General features: G+C 72.0%; 16 protein-coding genes. 13 read left to right on the top strand and 3 right to left on the bottom strand.

Annotated features, from left to right (window positions below):
- Positions 1 to 18 precede the first annotated feature (18 nt).
- Positions 19 to 309, bottom strand: a complete 291-nt coding sequence (locus AQJ46_RS07980) for a hypothetical protein (protein WP_059204900.1) — start codon at positions 307 to 309, stop codon at positions 19 to 21.
- An 811-nt stretch (positions 310 to 1,120) separates the two neighbouring features.
- Here AQJ46_RS07980 and AQJ46_RS55385 point away from each other — a divergent pair.
- From AQJ46_RS55385 to AQJ46_RS56130, 7 genes are all read left to right on the top strand, one after another.
- A complete protein-coding gene (locus AQJ46_RS55385; RefSeq protein WP_159064002.1) occupies positions 1,121 to 1,258 on the top strand; it encodes a hypothetical protein in 138 nt (45 codons plus the stop codon).
- Between the two features lie 201 nt (positions 1,259 to 1,459).
- Positions 1,460 to 2,893: an NAD(P)H-hydrate dehydratase gene (locus AQJ46_RS07975; RefSeq protein ID WP_079072174.1), complete on the top strand. Its 1,434-nt coding sequence runs from the start codon at positions 1,460 to 1,462 to the stop codon at positions 2,891 to 2,893.
- A 130-nt stretch (positions 2,894 to 3,023) separates the two neighbouring features.
- Positions 3,024 to 3,644 carry a M23 family metallopeptidase gene (locus AQJ46_RS07970; RefSeq protein ID WP_059204898.1) on the top strand — a complete coding sequence of 207 codons (621 nt, stop codon included), beginning with the start codon at positions 3,024 to 3,026 and terminating at the stop codon, positions 3,642 to 3,644.
- A 76-nt stretch (positions 3,645 to 3,720) separates the two neighbouring features.
- A complete protein-coding gene (gene alr / locus AQJ46_RS07965; RefSeq protein WP_059204897.1) occupies positions 3,721 to 4,890 on the top strand; it encodes an alanine racemase in 1,170 nt (389 codons plus the stop codon).
- A 72-nt stretch (positions 4,891 to 4,962) separates the two neighbouring features.
- Entirely contained in the window at positions 4,963 to 6,213 is a 1,251-nt protein-coding gene (locus AQJ46_RS07960) for an alpha/beta fold hydrolase (RefSeq protein WP_059204896.1), read from the top strand.
- Positions 6,188 to 6,691: a tRNA (adenosine(37)-N6)-threonylcarbamoyltransferase complex ATPase subunit type 1 TsaE gene (gene tsaE / locus AQJ46_RS07955; RefSeq protein WP_059204895.1), complete on the top strand. Its 504-nt coding sequence runs from the start codon at positions 6,188 to 6,190 to the stop codon at positions 6,689 to 6,691. The genes AQJ46_RS07960 and tsaE overlap by 26 nt, the downstream gene beginning before the upstream one ends.
- A 154-nt stretch (positions 6,692 to 6,845) precedes the next feature.
- Positions 6,846 to 7,016 carry a hypothetical protein gene (locus AQJ46_RS56130; RefSeq protein WP_167368200.1) on the top strand — a complete coding sequence of 57 codons (171 nt, stop codon included), beginning with the start codon at positions 6,846 to 6,848 and terminating at the stop codon, positions 7,014 to 7,016.
- Positions 7,017 to 7,022: 6 nt separating this feature from the next.
- Here AQJ46_RS56130 and AQJ46_RS07950 read toward each other — a convergent pair whose 3' ends face one another.
- On the bottom strand, positions 7,023 to 7,583 hold the full coding sequence (locus AQJ46_RS07950) for a hypothetical protein (protein WP_059204894.1): 561 nt from the start codon (positions 7,581 to 7,583) through the stop codon (positions 7,023 to 7,025).
- A gap of 179 nt (positions 7,584 to 7,762) precedes the next feature.
- On the opposite strand from AQJ46_RS07950, the gene tsaB reads away from it, so the two are divergent.
- The 4 genes from tsaB to AQJ46_RS07930 are packed head-to-tail and all read left to right on the top strand — an operon-like array spanning position 7,763 to position 10,278.
- Positions 7,763 to 8,419, top strand: a complete 657-nt coding sequence (tsaB, locus tag AQJ46_RS07945; protein WP_059204893.1) for a tRNA (adenosine(37)-N6)-threonylcarbamoyltransferase complex dimerization subunit type 1 TsaB — start codon at positions 7,763 to 7,765, stop codon at positions 8,417 to 8,419.
- On the top strand, positions 8,416 to 8,946 hold the full coding sequence (gene rimI / locus AQJ46_RS07940) for a ribosomal protein S18-alanine N-acetyltransferase (protein WP_059204892.1): 531 nt from the start codon (positions 8,416 to 8,418) through the stop codon (positions 8,944 to 8,946). Before tsaB ends, rimI begins: the two co-directional genes overlap by 4 nt.
- Positions 8,939 to 10,024: a tRNA (adenosine(37)-N6)-threonylcarbamoyltransferase complex transferase subunit TsaD gene (gene tsaD / locus AQJ46_RS07935; protein WP_059204891.1), complete on the top strand. Its 1,086-nt coding sequence runs from the start codon at positions 8,939 to 8,941 to the stop codon at positions 10,022 to 10,024. Before rimI ends, tsaD begins: the two co-directional genes overlap by 8 nt.
- Positions 10,021 to 10,278, top strand: a complete 258-nt coding sequence (locus AQJ46_RS07930) for a hypothetical protein (RefSeq protein ID WP_057607871.1) — start codon at positions 10,021 to 10,023, stop codon at positions 10,276 to 10,278. Before tsaD ends, AQJ46_RS07930 begins: the two co-directional genes overlap by 4 nt.
- Before the next feature lie 156 nt (positions 10,279 to 10,434).
- Here AQJ46_RS07930 and AQJ46_RS07925 read toward each other — a convergent pair whose 3' ends face one another.
- Positions 10,435 to 12,747: a beta-xylosidase/alpha-l-arabinosidase gene (locus AQJ46_RS07925; RefSeq protein ID WP_059204890.1), complete on the bottom strand. Its 2,313-nt coding sequence runs from the start codon at positions 12,745 to 12,747 to the stop codon at positions 10,435 to 10,437.
- Between the two features lie 128 nt (positions 12,748 to 12,875).
- Here AQJ46_RS07925 and AQJ46_RS07920 point away from each other — a divergent pair, with 128 nt between their 5' ends.
- Together AQJ46_RS07920 and AQJ46_RS07915 are read left to right on the top strand one after the other, a co-directional pair.
- On the top strand, positions 12,876 to 13,946 hold the full coding sequence (locus AQJ46_RS07920; RefSeq protein WP_059204889.1) for a LacI family DNA-binding transcriptional regulator: 1,071 nt from the start codon (positions 12,876 to 12,878) through the stop codon (positions 13,944 to 13,946).
- A gap of 82 nt (positions 13,947 to 14,028) precedes the next feature.
- Positions 14,029 to 15,372: an endo-1,4-beta-xylanase gene (locus tag AQJ46_RS07915; protein WP_059204888.1), complete on the top strand. Its 1,344-nt coding sequence runs from the start codon at positions 14,029 to 14,031 to the stop codon at positions 15,370 to 15,372.
- Positions 15,373 to 15,414 lie beyond the last annotated feature (42 nt).

The raw sequence follows: 15,414 nt of genomic DNA, 5'->3' as shown, positions 1-15,414 counted from the left end.
GGGCGCGAGCGCCGGTGTTCAGGCGGCCTGGTCCCACTCCGCGTAGACCTCCTCGTCGGTCCGGGGGTCGTCGTCACCGCCGCTCAAGCCGTACTTCTCGCGGGCTCGCAGGACGGCCCAGAGCAGGGCGGAGGCGGTCGTGGTGTACCAGGGCAGCGGCCACAGGGTCGGCCACCAGGAGGCGCGCGGGACGACGGTGAGATCGACGGCGGCCGTGGCCATGCCGGCGCCCAGGCTCCAGCACAGCAGGCGCCCGGCCCAGCGGACGGCCAGGGCAAGGGGCCAGACGGATCTGTCCGGATCGGTCATCGCGGGAAGGTCCTCCACGGGATGGGCGACGCCCGCGGATGCGGCAGCGCTCGCCGAACGCCCTCAGTGTGCGTTTTGTGAAGGGCCGTGCACAGGGGGGTTTTGTGGCGGACGGGATATCTGAGTCATCTTCAGGTTTGGGCATATGACAGAAAGTGCCTGATCGTGCCTGGTAAGCGCTTCCGCCGCGCCTGTGGAACGGTGTCAAATTTGGCTGGAAGTGATCGTCTCGGATCGGTGAATGAAGGTCTGACCTGGGAGGTCGTGCACTTCCGGACATCCAAGCAGTGAGCCCTCTGGCCGGAATTGATCATTCCCCCCTCTTGCGGAGGATGAAGATGAGTATTTGTCACGTTATCCGGGCGCGGAGGGCCGTAAAGGGGTAGGGCCGATTCCGGCTCGTAACCGGAACGGGTTCGGGGGCACCGCAAGCCGATTTGTGTGCTTTCTGTGGCCACTTGTGTGGCACTTGTATCGCTGGGGTCACTGGCGGCCGGTGGCGTCGCAGCCGCGATACCGGCCGGTGCCACGGGCAAGACATGGCTCCCGGAGGGAAAGATCCGCTGCGACGTCCGGTATCGGATTCGAGGGCAATGCGGCGGCGACCTGGATCCTCGGTGGGTTCGTCGTCGTGCCGCCGTACTCCTGGCCCACTGGAGTCACCGGCGAGGAAAGCAGTAGTTGGCCAAAGAGGAGGAATCCCATGCCTTCCGTCCTCGTGGTGGCCTTCGTGGGGCTCGCCGCCTACGGCATCTCTCGGAAGATGCGGGGCTGAGAGATTGGTCCGTGGTCCTTCGGGCAGTCGAACTCCATGACGAGCAGGGGGAATCGGCTGTCCCTGACCGGCGGCGGAAGGCATGTGCCCGAGGGGTACGAGTGGCTGGTGGTCGCCGTGTTCCTGGTGTCCGTCGCGCTGGTGCTCTACGTCGCCACCCGGGGCAGGCGGTGAGGACGGCGGTGCCGGTGAGCGGCACGGTCATGGCGTCGACGGCCGACGGGAAGTACTCACCTGTCGAGAACGCGCAGGACGCACTCGTATTCGTCGTGGTTTTCGCCGTGATCATCGCCGCGCTTTGTGTCGCTTTCCTTAAGAGACGGCAGGTGTCCGACTCTTCGCGTTTCACGGCAGCTCTGCGGCAGACTCGATCACATGCGTACTGCGTACAGCGTGGAGACGGTGAGGGCGGCCGAGCGGGAGTTGATGGCGCGGCTTCCGGACGGGGCGTTGATGCAGCGGGCGGCGGCCGGGCTGGCCGCCGCCTGCGCGGACTTGCTGGGGCGGGTGTACGGCCGTCGGATCGTGCTGCTCGTCGGCAGCGGGGACAACGGCGGCGACGCCCTCTACGCGGGCGCGCGGCTCGCGAGGCGCGGGGCCGGGGTCACCGCCGTGCTGCTCGCGCCTGAGCGAGCCCATATCGGTGGGCTTGCGGCACTGCGGCGCGCGGGAGGCCGGACGGCGGCTCCGGCCGGCGCCGAGGAACTCGTCGAACGGGCCGACCTCCTCCTCGACGGCATCGTCGGGATCGGCGGCAAGGGCGGGCTCCGCCCCGACGCGGCCCGGCTGGCAGAGGTCGCCGAGCGGTCCCGCGCCGCCGTCGTCGCCGTGGATCTGCCCAGTGGCGTCGACGCCGACACCGGTGAGGTGCGCGGGGCGGCCGTACGGGCCGACCTCACCGTCACGTTCGGGACGCACAAGCCGGGCCTGCTGATCGATCCCGCGCGGGAGTACGCCGGGTCGGTGCGGCTCGTCGACATCGGGCTCGCCCTTCCCGAGGAGGCCGAACTCGAAGCCCTCCAGCACGCCGACGTGGCCAGGCTCCTACCCGTGCCGACCGGAGAGAGCGACAAGTACCGGCGAGGAGTCGTCGGGATCGCCGCCGGGTCCGCGCGGTACCCCGGGGCCGCCGTGCTCGCCGTGTACGGGGCGCTCCGGGGCGGCGCAGGGGCCGTGCGGTACGTCGGGCCCGCCGCAGACGCCGTGATCGCCCGCTTCCCCGAGACGCTCGTCTCCGACCGGGGGCCGAAGCATGCCGGGCGCGTGCAGGCGTGGGTCGTCGGGCCGGGGGCCGGGGAGGACGCCTCGGCCGTCGGAGAGGTGCTGGCGTCCGACGTGCCCGTACTCATCGACGCGGACGGACTTCGGCTCGCTGACCGGGACGCCGTACGCGCGCGTACCGCGCCGACCCTCATGACCCCGCACGCCGGAGAGGCCGCCGCGCTCCTCGGGGTGCCGCGCGAGGAGGTCGAGGGGGCCCGGCTGGCCTCGGCGCGGGAACTCGCCGGGCGCTACGACGCGACCGTGCTGCTCAAGGGCTCGACCACGCTCGTCGCCGACGCCGGCGGCGGGGCCGTACGCGTCAACCCCACCGGGACGGCATGGCTGGCCACCGCAGGCAGCGGGGACGTCCTGTCCGGTCTCGCCGGGTCCCTGCTCGCGTCCGGGCTGAGCGCTCCGGACGCCGGCAGCGTGGGCGCGTACCTGCACGGCCTGGCCGGACGGTTCGCGGCGGACGGGGCCCCGGTGGGGGCGCACGACGTGGCCGAGGCCCTACCGGCGGCATGGCGGGACGTGACGGAGGCCTGACCGCGGATCAGCAGGCGTACGGGTGACGGCGAGCCGGTATACCGACGCGTAACCGCGAACTACTACCTGATGGGACCAATACCGGTCGGCCGAGTATGCGGAGCTGAAAGGGCGATGTTTCGCTGGCCGCATGGATGAGCCAAATATACGAGGCACCACCCGGCGCGAGTTGCTGGGAGGCGCGGCAGTCGTTCTGGGGAGTCCCGTTCTCGGTTTCCGCGAGGACACCCCGGAACCGTTAGAGGAAGAGCCCGGCGGTAACTGCGGCAGCGACTACGACGCGGAATACGAGGAGTTGTTCGCGGCCGCCGAGGACGTCGAGGTCGACGACCGCTCCCTCGCCGCCAAGTGGACCCGTCCCATCCGGAAGCGGGCCAGGGTGACGATGCGTTACCGGGTGCGGGGAAGCTGGCTGGCCGGCTACCACACCGGAGTGGATCTTGCCGTGCCGAAGGGAACCCCGGTCTACGCGGTGGGCACCGGCGTCGTCGTCCTGGCCAGCTGGTCGGGGTCGTACGGAAAGGCCGTGACGATCAAGATGAGTGATTCGCGTTACGTCCTCTACGCCCATCTCTCGCGCATCTCGGTCGCGCGCGGTGCCAAGGTCAAGGCCGGCACCCGCATAGGCAGCAGCGGCGCCACCGGGCGCGCCACCGGCCCGCATCTGCACTTCGAGGTCCGCTCCCGCCGCCCGTACGGCTCGGACATCGACCCGGTGAAATACCTGGCCCGGCACGGTCTGAGCCTCTGACACGCGCACGCGTGCGCATCCCGAGGGGGACGCGCTCATGGGTGGTGTCAGTCGCCTCTGAGACACTGGGGGCGCCATGAACGAGACAGCAACTGCCCCGACCGCACCGCTGCGCGCCCGTGCCGAGATCGACCTGGCCGCGCTCCGGGCCAACGTGCGGGCCCTGCGCGCCCGCGCGTCGGGAGCCGCCGTGATGGCCGTGGTCAAGTCCGACGCTTACGGCCACGGCGCGGTGCCCTGCGCCCGCGCCGCGGTCGAGGCGGGCGCGCGCTGGCTCGGGACCGCCACGCCGGAGGAGGCTCTCGCGCTGCGGAAGGCGGGACTGCCGGGGCGGATCATGTGCTGGCTGTGGACGCCCGGCGGGCCCTGGCGGGAGGCGATCGAGGCCGACCTCGACGTGTCCGTCAGCGGGATGTGGGCGCTGCGGGAGCTCGTCGCCGCGGCCCGCGAAGCCGGCCTTCCCGCGCGCGTGCAGCTCAAGGCCGACACCGGACTCGGGCGGGGCGGCTGCCAGCCGGGCGAGGACTGGGCCGAACTGGTCGCCGAGGCGCTGCGCGCACAGTCCGAAGGCCTCCTGCGCGTCACCGGCCTCTGGTCGCACTTCGCCTGCGCCGACGAGCCCGGGCATCCCTCCATCGCCGCCCAGCTCACCCTCTTCCGGGAGATGCTGGCGTACGCCGAAGGGCAGGGCGTGCGCCCCGAGGTGCGGCACATCGCCAACTCGCCCGCCACGCTCACGCTTCCGGAGAGCCACTTCGACCTCGTCCGGACCGGCATCGCGGTCTACGGCATCTCGCCCAGCCCCGAGCTCGGCGGCCCCGCCGACTTCGGACTGCGCCCGGTGATGACGTTGTCGGCGTCGATGGCGTTGATCAAGCAGGTCCCGGGCGGCCACGGCGTCAGTTACGGCCATCGCTACGTCACCCCGGGCGCCACGACCCTCGGCCTGGTGCCCGTCGGATACGCGGACGGGATCCCGCGGCACGCCTCCGGCGCCGGACCGGTGCTGATCGACGGCAAGTGGCGGACGGTCGCCGGGCGGATCGCCATGGACCAGTTCGTCGTGGACCTCGGCGGCGACGAGCCCGCCACCGGTACCCGGGCCGTGCTCTTCGGTCCCGGCGACGGGGGCGAACCCACCGCCGAGGACTGGGCGCAGGCCGCGGGCACCATCGCGTACGAAATCGTGACCCGCATCGGAACGCGCGTTCCCCGCGTCTATGTGAACGAGGAACAAGCGGGGTAACCGCACAGTGCGCGCAAGAACAGCGAGTCCCGCCACACCGGTATCACCCGACCCAGCGAACAGGAGCGGTACGTGAGCGAGAGCAGTGCGGAGGCCGTCGTCGACGCCGCCGCTTCGGTGGCCCTCGCCTCCGCGACGGGGGCGGGCGCCGGATGGCGCCGGGCGACCGGGATCGCCGGCGCCGCGATAGGCGTGATCGCCGCGGGCGCCGCGGCCGGTGTGGCCGTCGAGCGGCTCACCGTCGGGCGCGGGATGCGGCAGAAGGCGCGGCTCGCCCTCGACTCGACCGGGCCGTACGGCTCGCTGCGCGGTACCCCCGGCAAGGCGCAGGCCGACGACGGCACCGAGCTGTACTACGAGGTCGACGACGTCGACCCGGAGGCCGTGCCCGCGCTGTCGCCGCGCCGGCGCCGGCTGTTCGGGCGCAAGGCCCCCGCCCCCGTCACCGTCGTCTTCAGCCACGGCTACTGCCTCAGCCAGGACTCCTGGCACTTCCAGCGCGCGGCGCTCAGGGGCGTCGTACGGACCGTGCACTGGGACCAGCGCAGCCACGGGCGGTCCGGGCGGGGCATGCGGCAGGTGCAGGACGGGGTGCCGGTCGACATCGAGCAGCTCGGGCGCGACCTGAAAGCCGTCATCGACGCGACCGTCCCCGAGGGGCCGATCGTGCTCGTCGGACACTCCATGGGCGGGATGACCGTCATGGCGCTGGCCGACCAGTACCCCGACCTGATCCGCGACCGGGTGGTGGCCGTGGCCCTGGTCGGCACGTCGTCCGGACGGCTCGGGGAGGTCAACTTCGGGCTGCCCGTCGCCGGCGTCAACGTCGTACGACGAGTGCTGCCGGGCGTCCTCAAGGCGCTGGGGCAGCGGGCCGACCTGGTGGAGAAGGGACGGCGGGCCACCGCCGACCTGTTCGCCGGGATCATCAAGCGCTACTCCTTCGCGTCCCGGGACGTCGACCCGGCCGTCGTCCGGTTCGCCGAGCGGATGATCGAGGGCACCCCGATCGACGTGGTCGCCGAGTACTACCCGGCGTTCGACAACCACGACAAGACCGCCGCCCTCGCCCACTTCGCGGACAAGCCGGTGCTCGTGCTGGCCGGAGTGGGGGACATGGTCACGCCCAGCGAGCACAGCGAGGCGATCGCCTCCCTGCTGCCCGAGGCGGAGCTGGTGCTGGTCCCGGACGCCGGGCACCTGGTCATGCTGGAGCACCCGGAAGTGGTCACCGACCGCCTCGCCGACCTGCTCACCCGCGCGGGGGCGGTGCCCTCAGGGGCTACCGTTGGCGGTTATGGAAGCACCGCGCAACCCGGTTGAGACCGAGCTGACCGTCACCTCCCCCGAGCAGATGCGCGAGCTGGGCCTGAAGCTCGCCAAGCTGCTGCGCGCCGGGGACCTGGTGATGCTCAGCGGAGAGCTCGGCGCGGGCAAGACGACGCTGACCCGGGGGCTCGGCGAGGGGCTCGGGGTACGGGGGGCCGTGACCTCGCCGACCTTCGTGATCGCCCGGGTGCATCCGTCCCTGGGGGGCGGGCCGCCGCTTGTCCACGTCGACGCGTACCGCCTGGGCGGTGGGCTCGACGAGATGGAGGACCTCGATCTCGACGTGTCGCTGCCGGAGTCGGTGATCGTCGTGGAGTGGGGCGAGGGCAAGGTCGAGGAACTGACCGACGACCGGCTCCAGGTGCAGATCCACCGCGCGGTCGGTGACACGACCGACGAGGTGCGGCACGTGACGCTGACGCCGGTCGGGGAGCGGTGGACCGCGGCCGACCTCAGTGTGCTCACGGCCTGAGAGCCCGCCGCACCCTCCCGCGGACGTTTTCTGTGAACGTTCCGACAAACCGTCGGCAAGATGTTGCGTTCGCCGTCTTGTGCGTGGTCACATGGTACCCAGCTCGTAGTTAGGTCTACCTAACTACGCCGCCCCCGAACTTCAGGAGGCGTCCATGTCGGCCACCGAGAACCGGCCCCGCCCGCAGCCGTACGCACTCGCCGGCGGCGTGTCCATGCGCGATCTGCTGGCGTCCTGTGCGGCGGCCGAAGCCGTCTCGACACCGCCGCGGCTGCCCGATCCGGAGACCGTGCGGGCGGCCGCGGAGCGTCCGAAAGCGGCCTGAGCGGGCTCAGGGGATCACCGCGACGGTCGCGCCGATCGTCGCGAAGGTCCACATCACGTCGCCGTCCGCACGGGACTCCCGGATGCCGCCGGTGCGCACGGTGGTCGTGGTGGAGTCGGCAGGCGCCGCGTCCCGCACGGCCGCGCTGAAGCCGATTGCCACGCCGTCGACGTCGGTGAAGCGGACCACGTGTTCGATGGGGGTGCCGTCGGAGCCGGTCACGGCGTTGGAGCGGGAGGTGACCGCGTAGACGCCGGGAGCGGGGGCGATGTTTCCCGGGGTGACCTCGAAGGTGCGGATCACCTTGTCGCCGAGGCCGACCAGCCAGACGCGGTGGCCCCTCAGGGAGTACACGACGCGGGCGCCAGTGCCGGAGCCCGGCGGCAGGAGCGCGGCGTTCCTCCCGCCCCCCGGGGACTGTGGGGTGGTGACTGCGGGGGTGCCGTTCGTGCGGGCCTTGGTGAGGTGGGCGGGGGTCGTGGCGTAGGCCTGGTAGCCGAGGAAGCCGACCGTTGCGAGGGCCGCTGCGGTGAGGGCGGTTACGTAGCCTGCGCTGCTGGGTGCCACCGGTTACCTCTTGAGTATTTAGTCCTAATTTGTGGTGACGGTAGCAGGTTGCCGGGCCGGTGCGGCGCCGCTGCGGCCGGTCGCGCCCGCGCGCCAGAGCGGCACCTCGATACCGCCCCGCGCCCGTCCCTGTGCGGACTGCGGCCGCCTCGGGCTTCCCGGAGCCGTAGGCTGTTTGCGTGCTCTTGCTCGCTCTGGATACCGCCACCCCCGCCGTGACCGTCGCCCTGCATGACGGGCGTGACGTCGTCGCCTCGTTCAGCCAGGTGGACGCGCGTCGGCACGGGGAGCTGTTGTTGCCGGCCGTCGACCGGGTGCTCGCGGACGCGGGGGTGAAGCTGGACGCGGTCACCGGGATCGTCGTGGGAACCGGGCCCGGGCCCTACACCGGGCTGCGCGTCGGACTCATGACCGCCGACACCTTCGGGCTCGCCCTCGGGATCCCCGTGCACGGGATGTGCACCCTCGACGGGCTCGCGTACGCGGCCGACCCCGGCGAGGGGCCCTTCGTCGTGGCGACCGACGCGCGGCGCAAGGAGGTCTACTGGGCGCGGTACGAGAACTCCCGTACCCGAACCGGTGAACCCGCCGTCGACCGGCCCGCCGACATCGCCGAGCAGGTCAAGGGCCTGCCCGCCGTCGGCGCCGGGGCGCTGCTCTACCCCGACACCTTCCCCGACGCCCGCGAGCCCGAGTACGTCTCCGCCGCGGCCCTCGCCTCCCTGGCGGCCGAGCGGATCGGGGCCGGGGTGGAACTGCCCGCGCCGCGGCCGCTGTATCTGCGCCGGCCCGACGCCCAGGTTCCCAAGAACTACAAGGTGGTCACCCCCAAGTGACCACACCTGTGACTCCTGTGCTGCGCGAGATGCGGTGGTGGGACATCGATTCCGTCCTGGAGCTGGAGAAGGACCTCTTCCCGGAGGACGCCTGGTCCCGGGGCATGTTCTGGTCCGAACTCGCGCATTCCCGCGGTCCCGAGGCCACCCGGCGGTACGTGGTGGCCGAGGAGGGCGAACGGCTCGTCGGATACGCCGGACTCGCCTCCGCCGGCGAGCTGGCCGACGTCCAGACGATCGCCGTCGCCCGCGACCACTGGGGCACCGGACTCGGCTCGGTGCTGCTGACCGAGCTGCTGCGGGCCGCGACCGCCTTCGAGTGCGCCGAAGTGATGCTGGAGTGCCGGATCGACAACATCCGCGCCCAGAAGCTCTACGAGCGCTTCGGCTTCGAGGCCATCGGGTTCCGCCGCGGCTACTACCAGCCGGGCAATGTGGACGCCCTGGTCATGCGACTGACCACAGCATCCGACGGCGGCTCCGCCGCGGTGTCGACATCCGAACGAGGAACCGAGATCAATGGCTGACGAACCGCTTGTCCTGGGCATCGAGACCTCCTGTGACGAGACCGGCGTCGGCATCGTCCGGGGGACCACCCTGCTGGCCGACGCCATCGCGTCCAGCGTCGACGAGCACGCCCGGTTCGGCGGCGTGGTGCCGGAGGTGGCCAGCAGGGCGCACCTCGAGGCGATGGTGCCGACCATCGAGCGCGCCCTGAAGGACGCCGGGGTGAGCGCGCGTGACCTCGACGGGATCGCCGTCACCGCCGGTCCCGGTCTCGCCGGCGCGCTGCTCGTCGGGGTCTCCGCGGCGAAGGCGTACGCCTACGCCCTCGGCAAGCCCCTCTACGGCGTCAACCACCTCGCCTCCCACATCTGCGTGGACCAGCTGGAGCACGGCGCGCTGCCCGAGCCGACGATGGCGCTGCTCGTCTCCGGCGGGCACTCCTCGCTGCTGCTGTCGAGCGACATCACGTCCGACGTCCGGCCGATGGGCGCGACCATCGACGACGCGGCCGGCGAGGCCTTCGACAAGATCGCCCGGGTGCTGAACCTCGGCTTCCCCGGCGGTCCGGTCATCGACCGGTACGCGCGCGAGGGCGACCCGTCGGCGATCGCGTTCCCGCGCGGTCTGACCGGGCCGCGTGACCCGGCGTACGACTTCTCCTTCTCCGGCCTCAAGACGGCGGTCGCCCGCTGGATCGAGGCGAAGCGGGCCGCGGGGGAGGAGGTGCCGGTGCGGGACGTGGCGGCCTCCTTCCAGGAGGCGGTCGTGGACGTGCTGACCCGCAAGGCCGTGCGGGCCTGCAAGGACGAGGGGGTCGACCACCTGATGATCGGCGGCGGTGTGGCCGCCAACTCGCGGCTGCGGGCCCTGGCCCAGGAGCGCTGCGAGGCCGCCGGGATCCGACTGCGGGTGCCGCGCCCCAAGCTGTGCACGGACAACGGCGCCATGGTCGCCGCGCTCGGCGCCGAGATGGTCGCCCGTAACCGCGCCGCCTCCAGCTGGGACCTCTCCGCCGACTCCTCCCTCCCGGTGACCGACCCGCACGTGCCGGGCCACGACCATGTGCACGAGGTCAGCAAGGAGAACCTCTACTCGTGACGGTCACGCTGATGTGGGAGGCCCGGGCGGCCGAGGGGCGGGGCGAGGAACTGCTCGCCTGGGCCCGCCGACAGGAGCTTCCCCTACGGCCGTTGCGGCGCGAGACCTTCCGGGCGCCACAGGACCGCGTCCTGGTCGTCACGTGGTGGGACGCGGCCCACGACGCCCAGCTCCCCGAACTCCCCGAGCCTGACGGCGGGTTGGTCGCCCGGCCGGTGCATCGGTGGCGGTTCGAGTCGCTGGGCGTGGACTGAGCTCAGTCCATGTGGCAACGCAACTGACGGTCCGGGCCCGACTGCGGTGACTCGGTCCATGACCGCCCAGCTCCCCGAACTCCCCGAGCCCGACGGCGGGTTGGTCGCCCGGCCGGTGCATCGGTGGCGGTTCGAGTCGCTGGGCGTGGACTGAGCTCAGTCCGTCTGCGACACCTCCGTCTCGCAGCGCAGTCGGCGGTCCGGGCCCAACTCCCGCTCGGGGCCCGTGAGATGCAGTAGTGCCGTGTGCCGGACCTCCGCGCTCGACGCGGCCAGTCGCAGCTCCAGGTCGCCCGGTTCGACGACGCGGCGGCCCCTGCGGTCGGTGAACGCCGACAGTTCGGCGTGGAAGCGGAACGTCACGCGACGGGACTCGCCCGGCTCCAGCTCCAGCCGCCGATAGCCGATCAGGCGGACGTCCGGGCGGGTCACCGAGGCGACCGGGTCGTGCAGATACAGCTGGACGACCTCGGCGCCCGCCCGTTCCCCCGCGTTGCGCACGGTCAGCGACACGTCGTAAGTGCCGTCCGTGCCGATCTCCTCCCGTGCCCCGCCGCCCGTGAAGTCCTCCCACGTGAACTCCGTGTAGGAGCGCCCGTGTCCGAAGGCGTACAGCGGGGTCGGGTCCAGGTTGCTGACCCCGCCCGCGAGGCCCAGCGGCGGCTGCAGGTAGGTCCACGGCTGGCCGCCGGGCACCTGCGGGACGCTCACCGGGAGGCGGCCCGAGGGGTTGACCCGGCCCGACAGCACTCCGGCGACGGCCGGGCCGCCCTCCTCGCCGGGGAAGAACGCCTGGACGACCGCGCCGAGCCGGCCCTGCCAGCGGCCGAGCGCGTAGGGGCGGCCGGTCAGCAGGACCAGCACGACCGGGACACCGGTCGCGACCAGTGAGTCCAGCAACTCCCCCTGGACGCCCGGCAGGCGCAGGTCCGTCACATCGCAGCCCTCACCCGACGTGCCCCGGCCGAAGAGGCCCGCCCGGTCGCCGAGCACCGCCACGCAGACGTCCGCCTCCGCCGTCCGGGCCACCGCCTCCTCGAAGCCCGCGGTGTCCGGCCCGTCGACCCCGCAGCCCTCGGTGAACGTCACCTTGGCGTCCGGGAGTTCGGCGCGCAGGGCCTCCAGGACCGTGGGGATCTCGATGCCCATCGGGACGTCGGGATGGTGGGTGAGGACGTGGGAGGGGAAGGAGTAGCAGCCCAGCATGGCGAGGGCGTCGGCGGCGCGGGGGCCGACGACCGCGATCCGGGTGTCGGGGGCCAGCGGGAGCAGGCCGTCCGGGTTGTCCAGGAGCACCACCGACTCCTCGGCGAGGCGGCGGGCCAGGGCACGGTTCGCCGTCGAGTCCAGGTCGATCCGCTCGGTGGGTGCCGGGTCCCAGTCCTCGTCCAGGAGGCCCAGCTCGCACTTCTGGAGCAGGACCCGGCGGGCCGCCCGGTCGATCAGCGACTCGGGGATCTCACCGGCGCGGACGGCCTCGATCAGGGGGGTGCCGTAGCACTTGAGGGTGGGCAGTTCGACGTCGAGGCCCGCCGCGAGGGCCGCGTGGGCCGCACCCGCCTCGGTGCCGGCGATCCGGTGCTGGGTCTGGAGGAAGCCGACGCCGAAGTAGTCGGCGACCACCGTGCCGGTGAACCCCCATTCCTCACGCAGGAGTCCGGTCAGCAGACCGGGGTCGGCGGAGGCCGGGACGCCGTCCGTGTCGGTGTACGCGGCCATCACCGAGCGGGCCCCGCCCTCGCGCAGGGCGAACTCGAAGGGCGGCAGGGTGATGTCGGCGAACTCCCGCACACCCGCGCGCACGGGCGCGAGGTTGCGGGCGCCGGCCGAGGAGGCGTACCCGGCGAAGTGCTTGAGCGTGGCGACGATCCCCGCCGACTCCAGACCCCGCACATACGCGGCGCCGATCGTGCCCACCAGATACGGGTCCTCGCCGATCGTCTCCTCGACCCGTCCCCAGCGCGGGTCGCGGACGACGTCCAGAACGGGGGCCAGACCCTGGTGGACACCGACCGCACGCAGGTCGCGGCCGATGGCACCGGCCATCTCCTCGACCAGTTCGGCGTCCCAGCTCGCGCCCCAGGCGAGCGGGACCGGATAGGCGGTGGCCCGCCAGGTGGTGAAGCCGGCCAGACACTCCTCGTGGGCCAGTGCCGGGATGCCGAAACGGCCCGCTGCGGCGATACGGCGCTGGGCGCGGGCCAGTGCCTGCGCGCCCAGCGCCGGGTCCACGGGGGCGGTGCCGAAGGGGCGGGTGAGCTGGCCCAGGCCCCGGGTGATCAGCTCGTCCCAGTCGTAGTCGGCGGTCATCTCGCGCTGGAGGGGGGCGACTCCGTCCCCGTCCGTGCTGGCGCCCACCCACACGCCGTAGAGCTGGGCGGTCTTCTCCTGAAGGGTCATCCGGGAGAGGAGGTCGTCGACGCGGGCGGAGGCGGTCAGGGCGGGGTCACGCCAGGGCGCGGTGGTCATGTAACTCCTGTCGGGCTCGACTGTCGGGCCGACTTCACGAATGTTTCGATATGTAATCCGAATGTTTTGGGAACCTAGGGCCGCGAGGAGGGTTCGTCAAGAGGTCGTGCAGGGATACGATCGCCGCCATGACACCCCCGGAGCCCGCAGAAACCCGGACGACTTCCCCGACATCCTCGACGGCCGGCCGCTCGCCGCAGACCGCCACGCTCGCCGAGATCGCCCGGGAGGCCGGCGTTTCGGCGCCGACAGTTTCGAAGGTCCTCAACGGCCGGGCCGACGTCGCTCCCGCGACCCGCGCCCGCGTCGAAGGCCTGCTGCGCGCGCACGGCTACCGGCGCCGGCGCGCCGAGGCGAGCCGTTCGCCCCTGATCGACCTGGTCTTCCACGAGCTGGAGAGCGCGTGGGCGATGGAGGTCATCCGGGGCGTGGAGAACGTGGCCCGGGACGCCGGGCTCAGCGTCGTGCTCAGCGAGAGCGCGGGGCGGCTCACCCCCGGGCGCACCTGGGCCGACCAGGTCGCCGCCCGCCGCCCCTACGGGGTGATCCTCGTGCTGTCCGGGCTCGACGAGTCCCAGCGCGCGCTGCTGAGCAGCAGGTCGATCCCGTTCGTGGTGATGGACCCGGCCGGCGATCCGGGCGCCGACGTGCCCTCCATCGGCGCGACCAACTGGCAGGGCGGGCTCGCCGCGACCCGGCACCTCGTCGAGCTCGGGCACCGCAGGATCGGGGCGATCACCGGCCCCTCCCGCATGATGTGCAGCCGCGCCCGCATCGACGGCTACCGGGCCGCCCTGGAGACCGCGGGGCTGCCCGTCGACCCCGGGCTGATCATGGCCGGCGACTTCCACCACGAGACCGGCTACCGCCAGGGCCTGGCGCTCCTGCGCCGCCCCGACCGGCCCACCGCGGTCTTCGCCGGCAACGACCTCCAGGCGCTCGGTCTGTACGAGGCGGCCCGCGAGCTGGGGCTGCGCATCCCGGAGGACCTGAGCGTGGTCGGGTTCGACGACCTTCCGGTGGCGCCCTGGGTGGGGCCGCCGCTGACGACCGTACGGCAGCCGCTGACCGAGATGGCCGAGGCCGCGGCGAAGCTGGTGCTGGACCTGGGGCGGGACGGCGGGACCCCGGCGGCGACCCGGGTGGAGCTGGCGACGAGCCTGGTGGTGCGCAGCAGTACCGCTGAGACCGAGGGGTGAGCCATTGACGGGTGGGGTGCGTGCGCCCACACTCCTCCGAAGCCAATCGGTTGCACGACCGAAACTTTCGGAGGCACCCGCAATGAGATCTCTGAGAACCGGCTTATCCCTTGTGTCCCTCCTGAGCGGCCTCGCGCTGCTCGTCCCGGCCCCCACGGCGAGCGCCGCCGACGCACCCCTGCGCGACCTCGCCGCCGCCAAGGGCAAGGTCATGGGCACGGCCGTCACCGGCTCCAAACTCACCGGCACCTACGGCGACCTCGCCGGGGCGCAGTTCAACTCGCTGACTCCCGGCAACGCCATGAAATGGGGCTCGGTCGAGCCGACCCGGGGCAGCTACAACTGGGCCGAGGCCGACCAGATCCTGAACTTCGCCGAGGCCCACGGCCAGCAGGTGCGCGGCCACACCCTGGTCTGGCACAGCCAGAACCCGAGCTGGCTGACGAACGGCACCTGGACCGCGGCCCAGCTCGGTCAGCTGATGAACGACCACATCGCGTTGGAGGTCGGCCGCTACAAGGGCCGGCTGGCCGCCTGGGACGTCGTCAACGAGCCCTTCAACGAGGACGGCACCTACCGCCAGACCCTCTGGTACAACGGCCTCGGCACCGGATACATCGCCCAGGCCCTCACCGCCGCCCGCGCCGCCGACCCGGCCGCCAGGCTGTACATCAACGACTACAACGTCGAGGGCGTCAACGCGAAGTCCACGGCCCTCTACAACCTGGTCAAGTCGCTCAAGGAGCAGGGCGTCCCGATCGACGGGGTCGGGCTCCAGGCCCATCTGATCGTCGGCCAGGTCCCCGCCACCCTCCAGCAGAACATCCAGCGCTTCGCCGACCTCGGAGTCGACGTGGCGATCACCGAGCTGGACATCCGGATGACGCTGCCCTCCGACAGCACGAAGCTCGCGCAGCAGGCCGCCGACTACAAGGCCGTCATGAACGCGTGCGTGGCGGTCGCGCGCTGCGCCGGCGTCACCGTCTGGGGTTTCACCGACTCCGACTCCTGGATCCCGAGCACCTTCCCGGGGCAGGGCGCGGCGACGCCGTACGACGAGAACTACGCGCCGAAACCGGCGTACTACGCGATCGCGGAGGCGCTCGGCGGCACGACCACGCCTCCGCCGACCGGCGCGTGCACCGCGGCCTACAGCGTGACCAGTCAGTGGGACACCGGCTTCACGGGACAGGTGAAGATCTCCTGCTCGGGTGCCGCCCTGTCGTCGTGGAAGGCCGACTGGACCTACGGCGCCGGACAGCGGATCACCCAGGCCTGGAACGCGACCTGCACCCAGTCGGGGGCCGCGGTCAGTTGCGCGAACGCCGCCTACAACGGGACCGTGCCGGACGGCGGTTCGGTGACCTTCGGATTCAACGCCTCGTGGAGCGGCAGCAATCCGGTACCGGCCGTGACGCTGGAATGAGAAGTCTGAGATTTTCCGAAGAAAGCCGCCCAGGAGGCCTTC

The organism is Streptomyces canus, assembly GCF_001514145.1.
GTDB lineage: Bacteria > Actinomycetota > Actinomycetes > Streptomycetales > Streptomycetaceae > Streptomyces > Streptomyces canus.
Note: the sequence above shows the minus strand (reverse complement) of the source record. Positions and strands in the feature narration are given on the sequence as shown.

Coding starts and splice junctions, on each gene's coding strand:
- alr (WP_059204897.1), top strand. CDS start 3,721: ATGAACGAGACAGCAACTGCCCCGACCGCACCGCTGCGCGCCCGTGCC.
- AQJ46_RS07915 (WP_059204888.1), top strand. CDS start 14,029: ATGAGATCTCTGAGAACCGGCTTATCCCTTGTGTCCCTCCTGAGCGGC.
- tsaE (WP_059204895.1), top strand. CDS start 6,188: ATGGAAGCACCGCGCAACCCGGTTGAGACCGAGCTGACCGTCACCTCC.
- AQJ46_RS55385 (WP_159064002.1), top strand. CDS start 1,121: ATGACGAGCAGGGGGAATCGGCTGTCCCTGACCGGCGGCGGAAGGCAT.
- AQJ46_RS07970 (WP_059204898.1), top strand. CDS start 3,024: ATGGATGAGCCAAATATACGAGGCACCACCCGGCGCGAGTTGCTGGGA.
- AQJ46_RS07925 (WP_059204890.1), bottom strand. CDS start 12,747: ATGACCACCGCGCCCTGGCGTGACCCCGCCCTGACCGCCTCCGCCCGC.
- AQJ46_RS07980 (WP_059204900.1), bottom strand. CDS start 309: ATGACCGATCCGGACAGATCCGTCTGGCCCCTTGCCCTGGCCGTCCGC.
- AQJ46_RS56130 (WP_167368200.1), top strand. CDS start 6,846: ATGTCGGCCACCGAGAACCGGCCCCGCCCGCAGCCGTACGCACTCGCC.
- AQJ46_RS07975 (WP_079072174.1), top strand. CDS start 1,460: ATGCGTACTGCGTACAGCGTGGAGACGGTGAGGGCGGCCGAGCGGGAG.
- tsaD (WP_059204891.1), top strand. CDS start 8,939: ATGGCTGACGAACCGCTTGTCCTGGGCATCGAGACCTCCTGTGACGAG.
- AQJ46_RS07920 (WP_059204889.1), top strand. CDS start 12,876: ATGACACCCCCGGAGCCCGCAGAAACCCGGACGACTTCCCCGACATCC.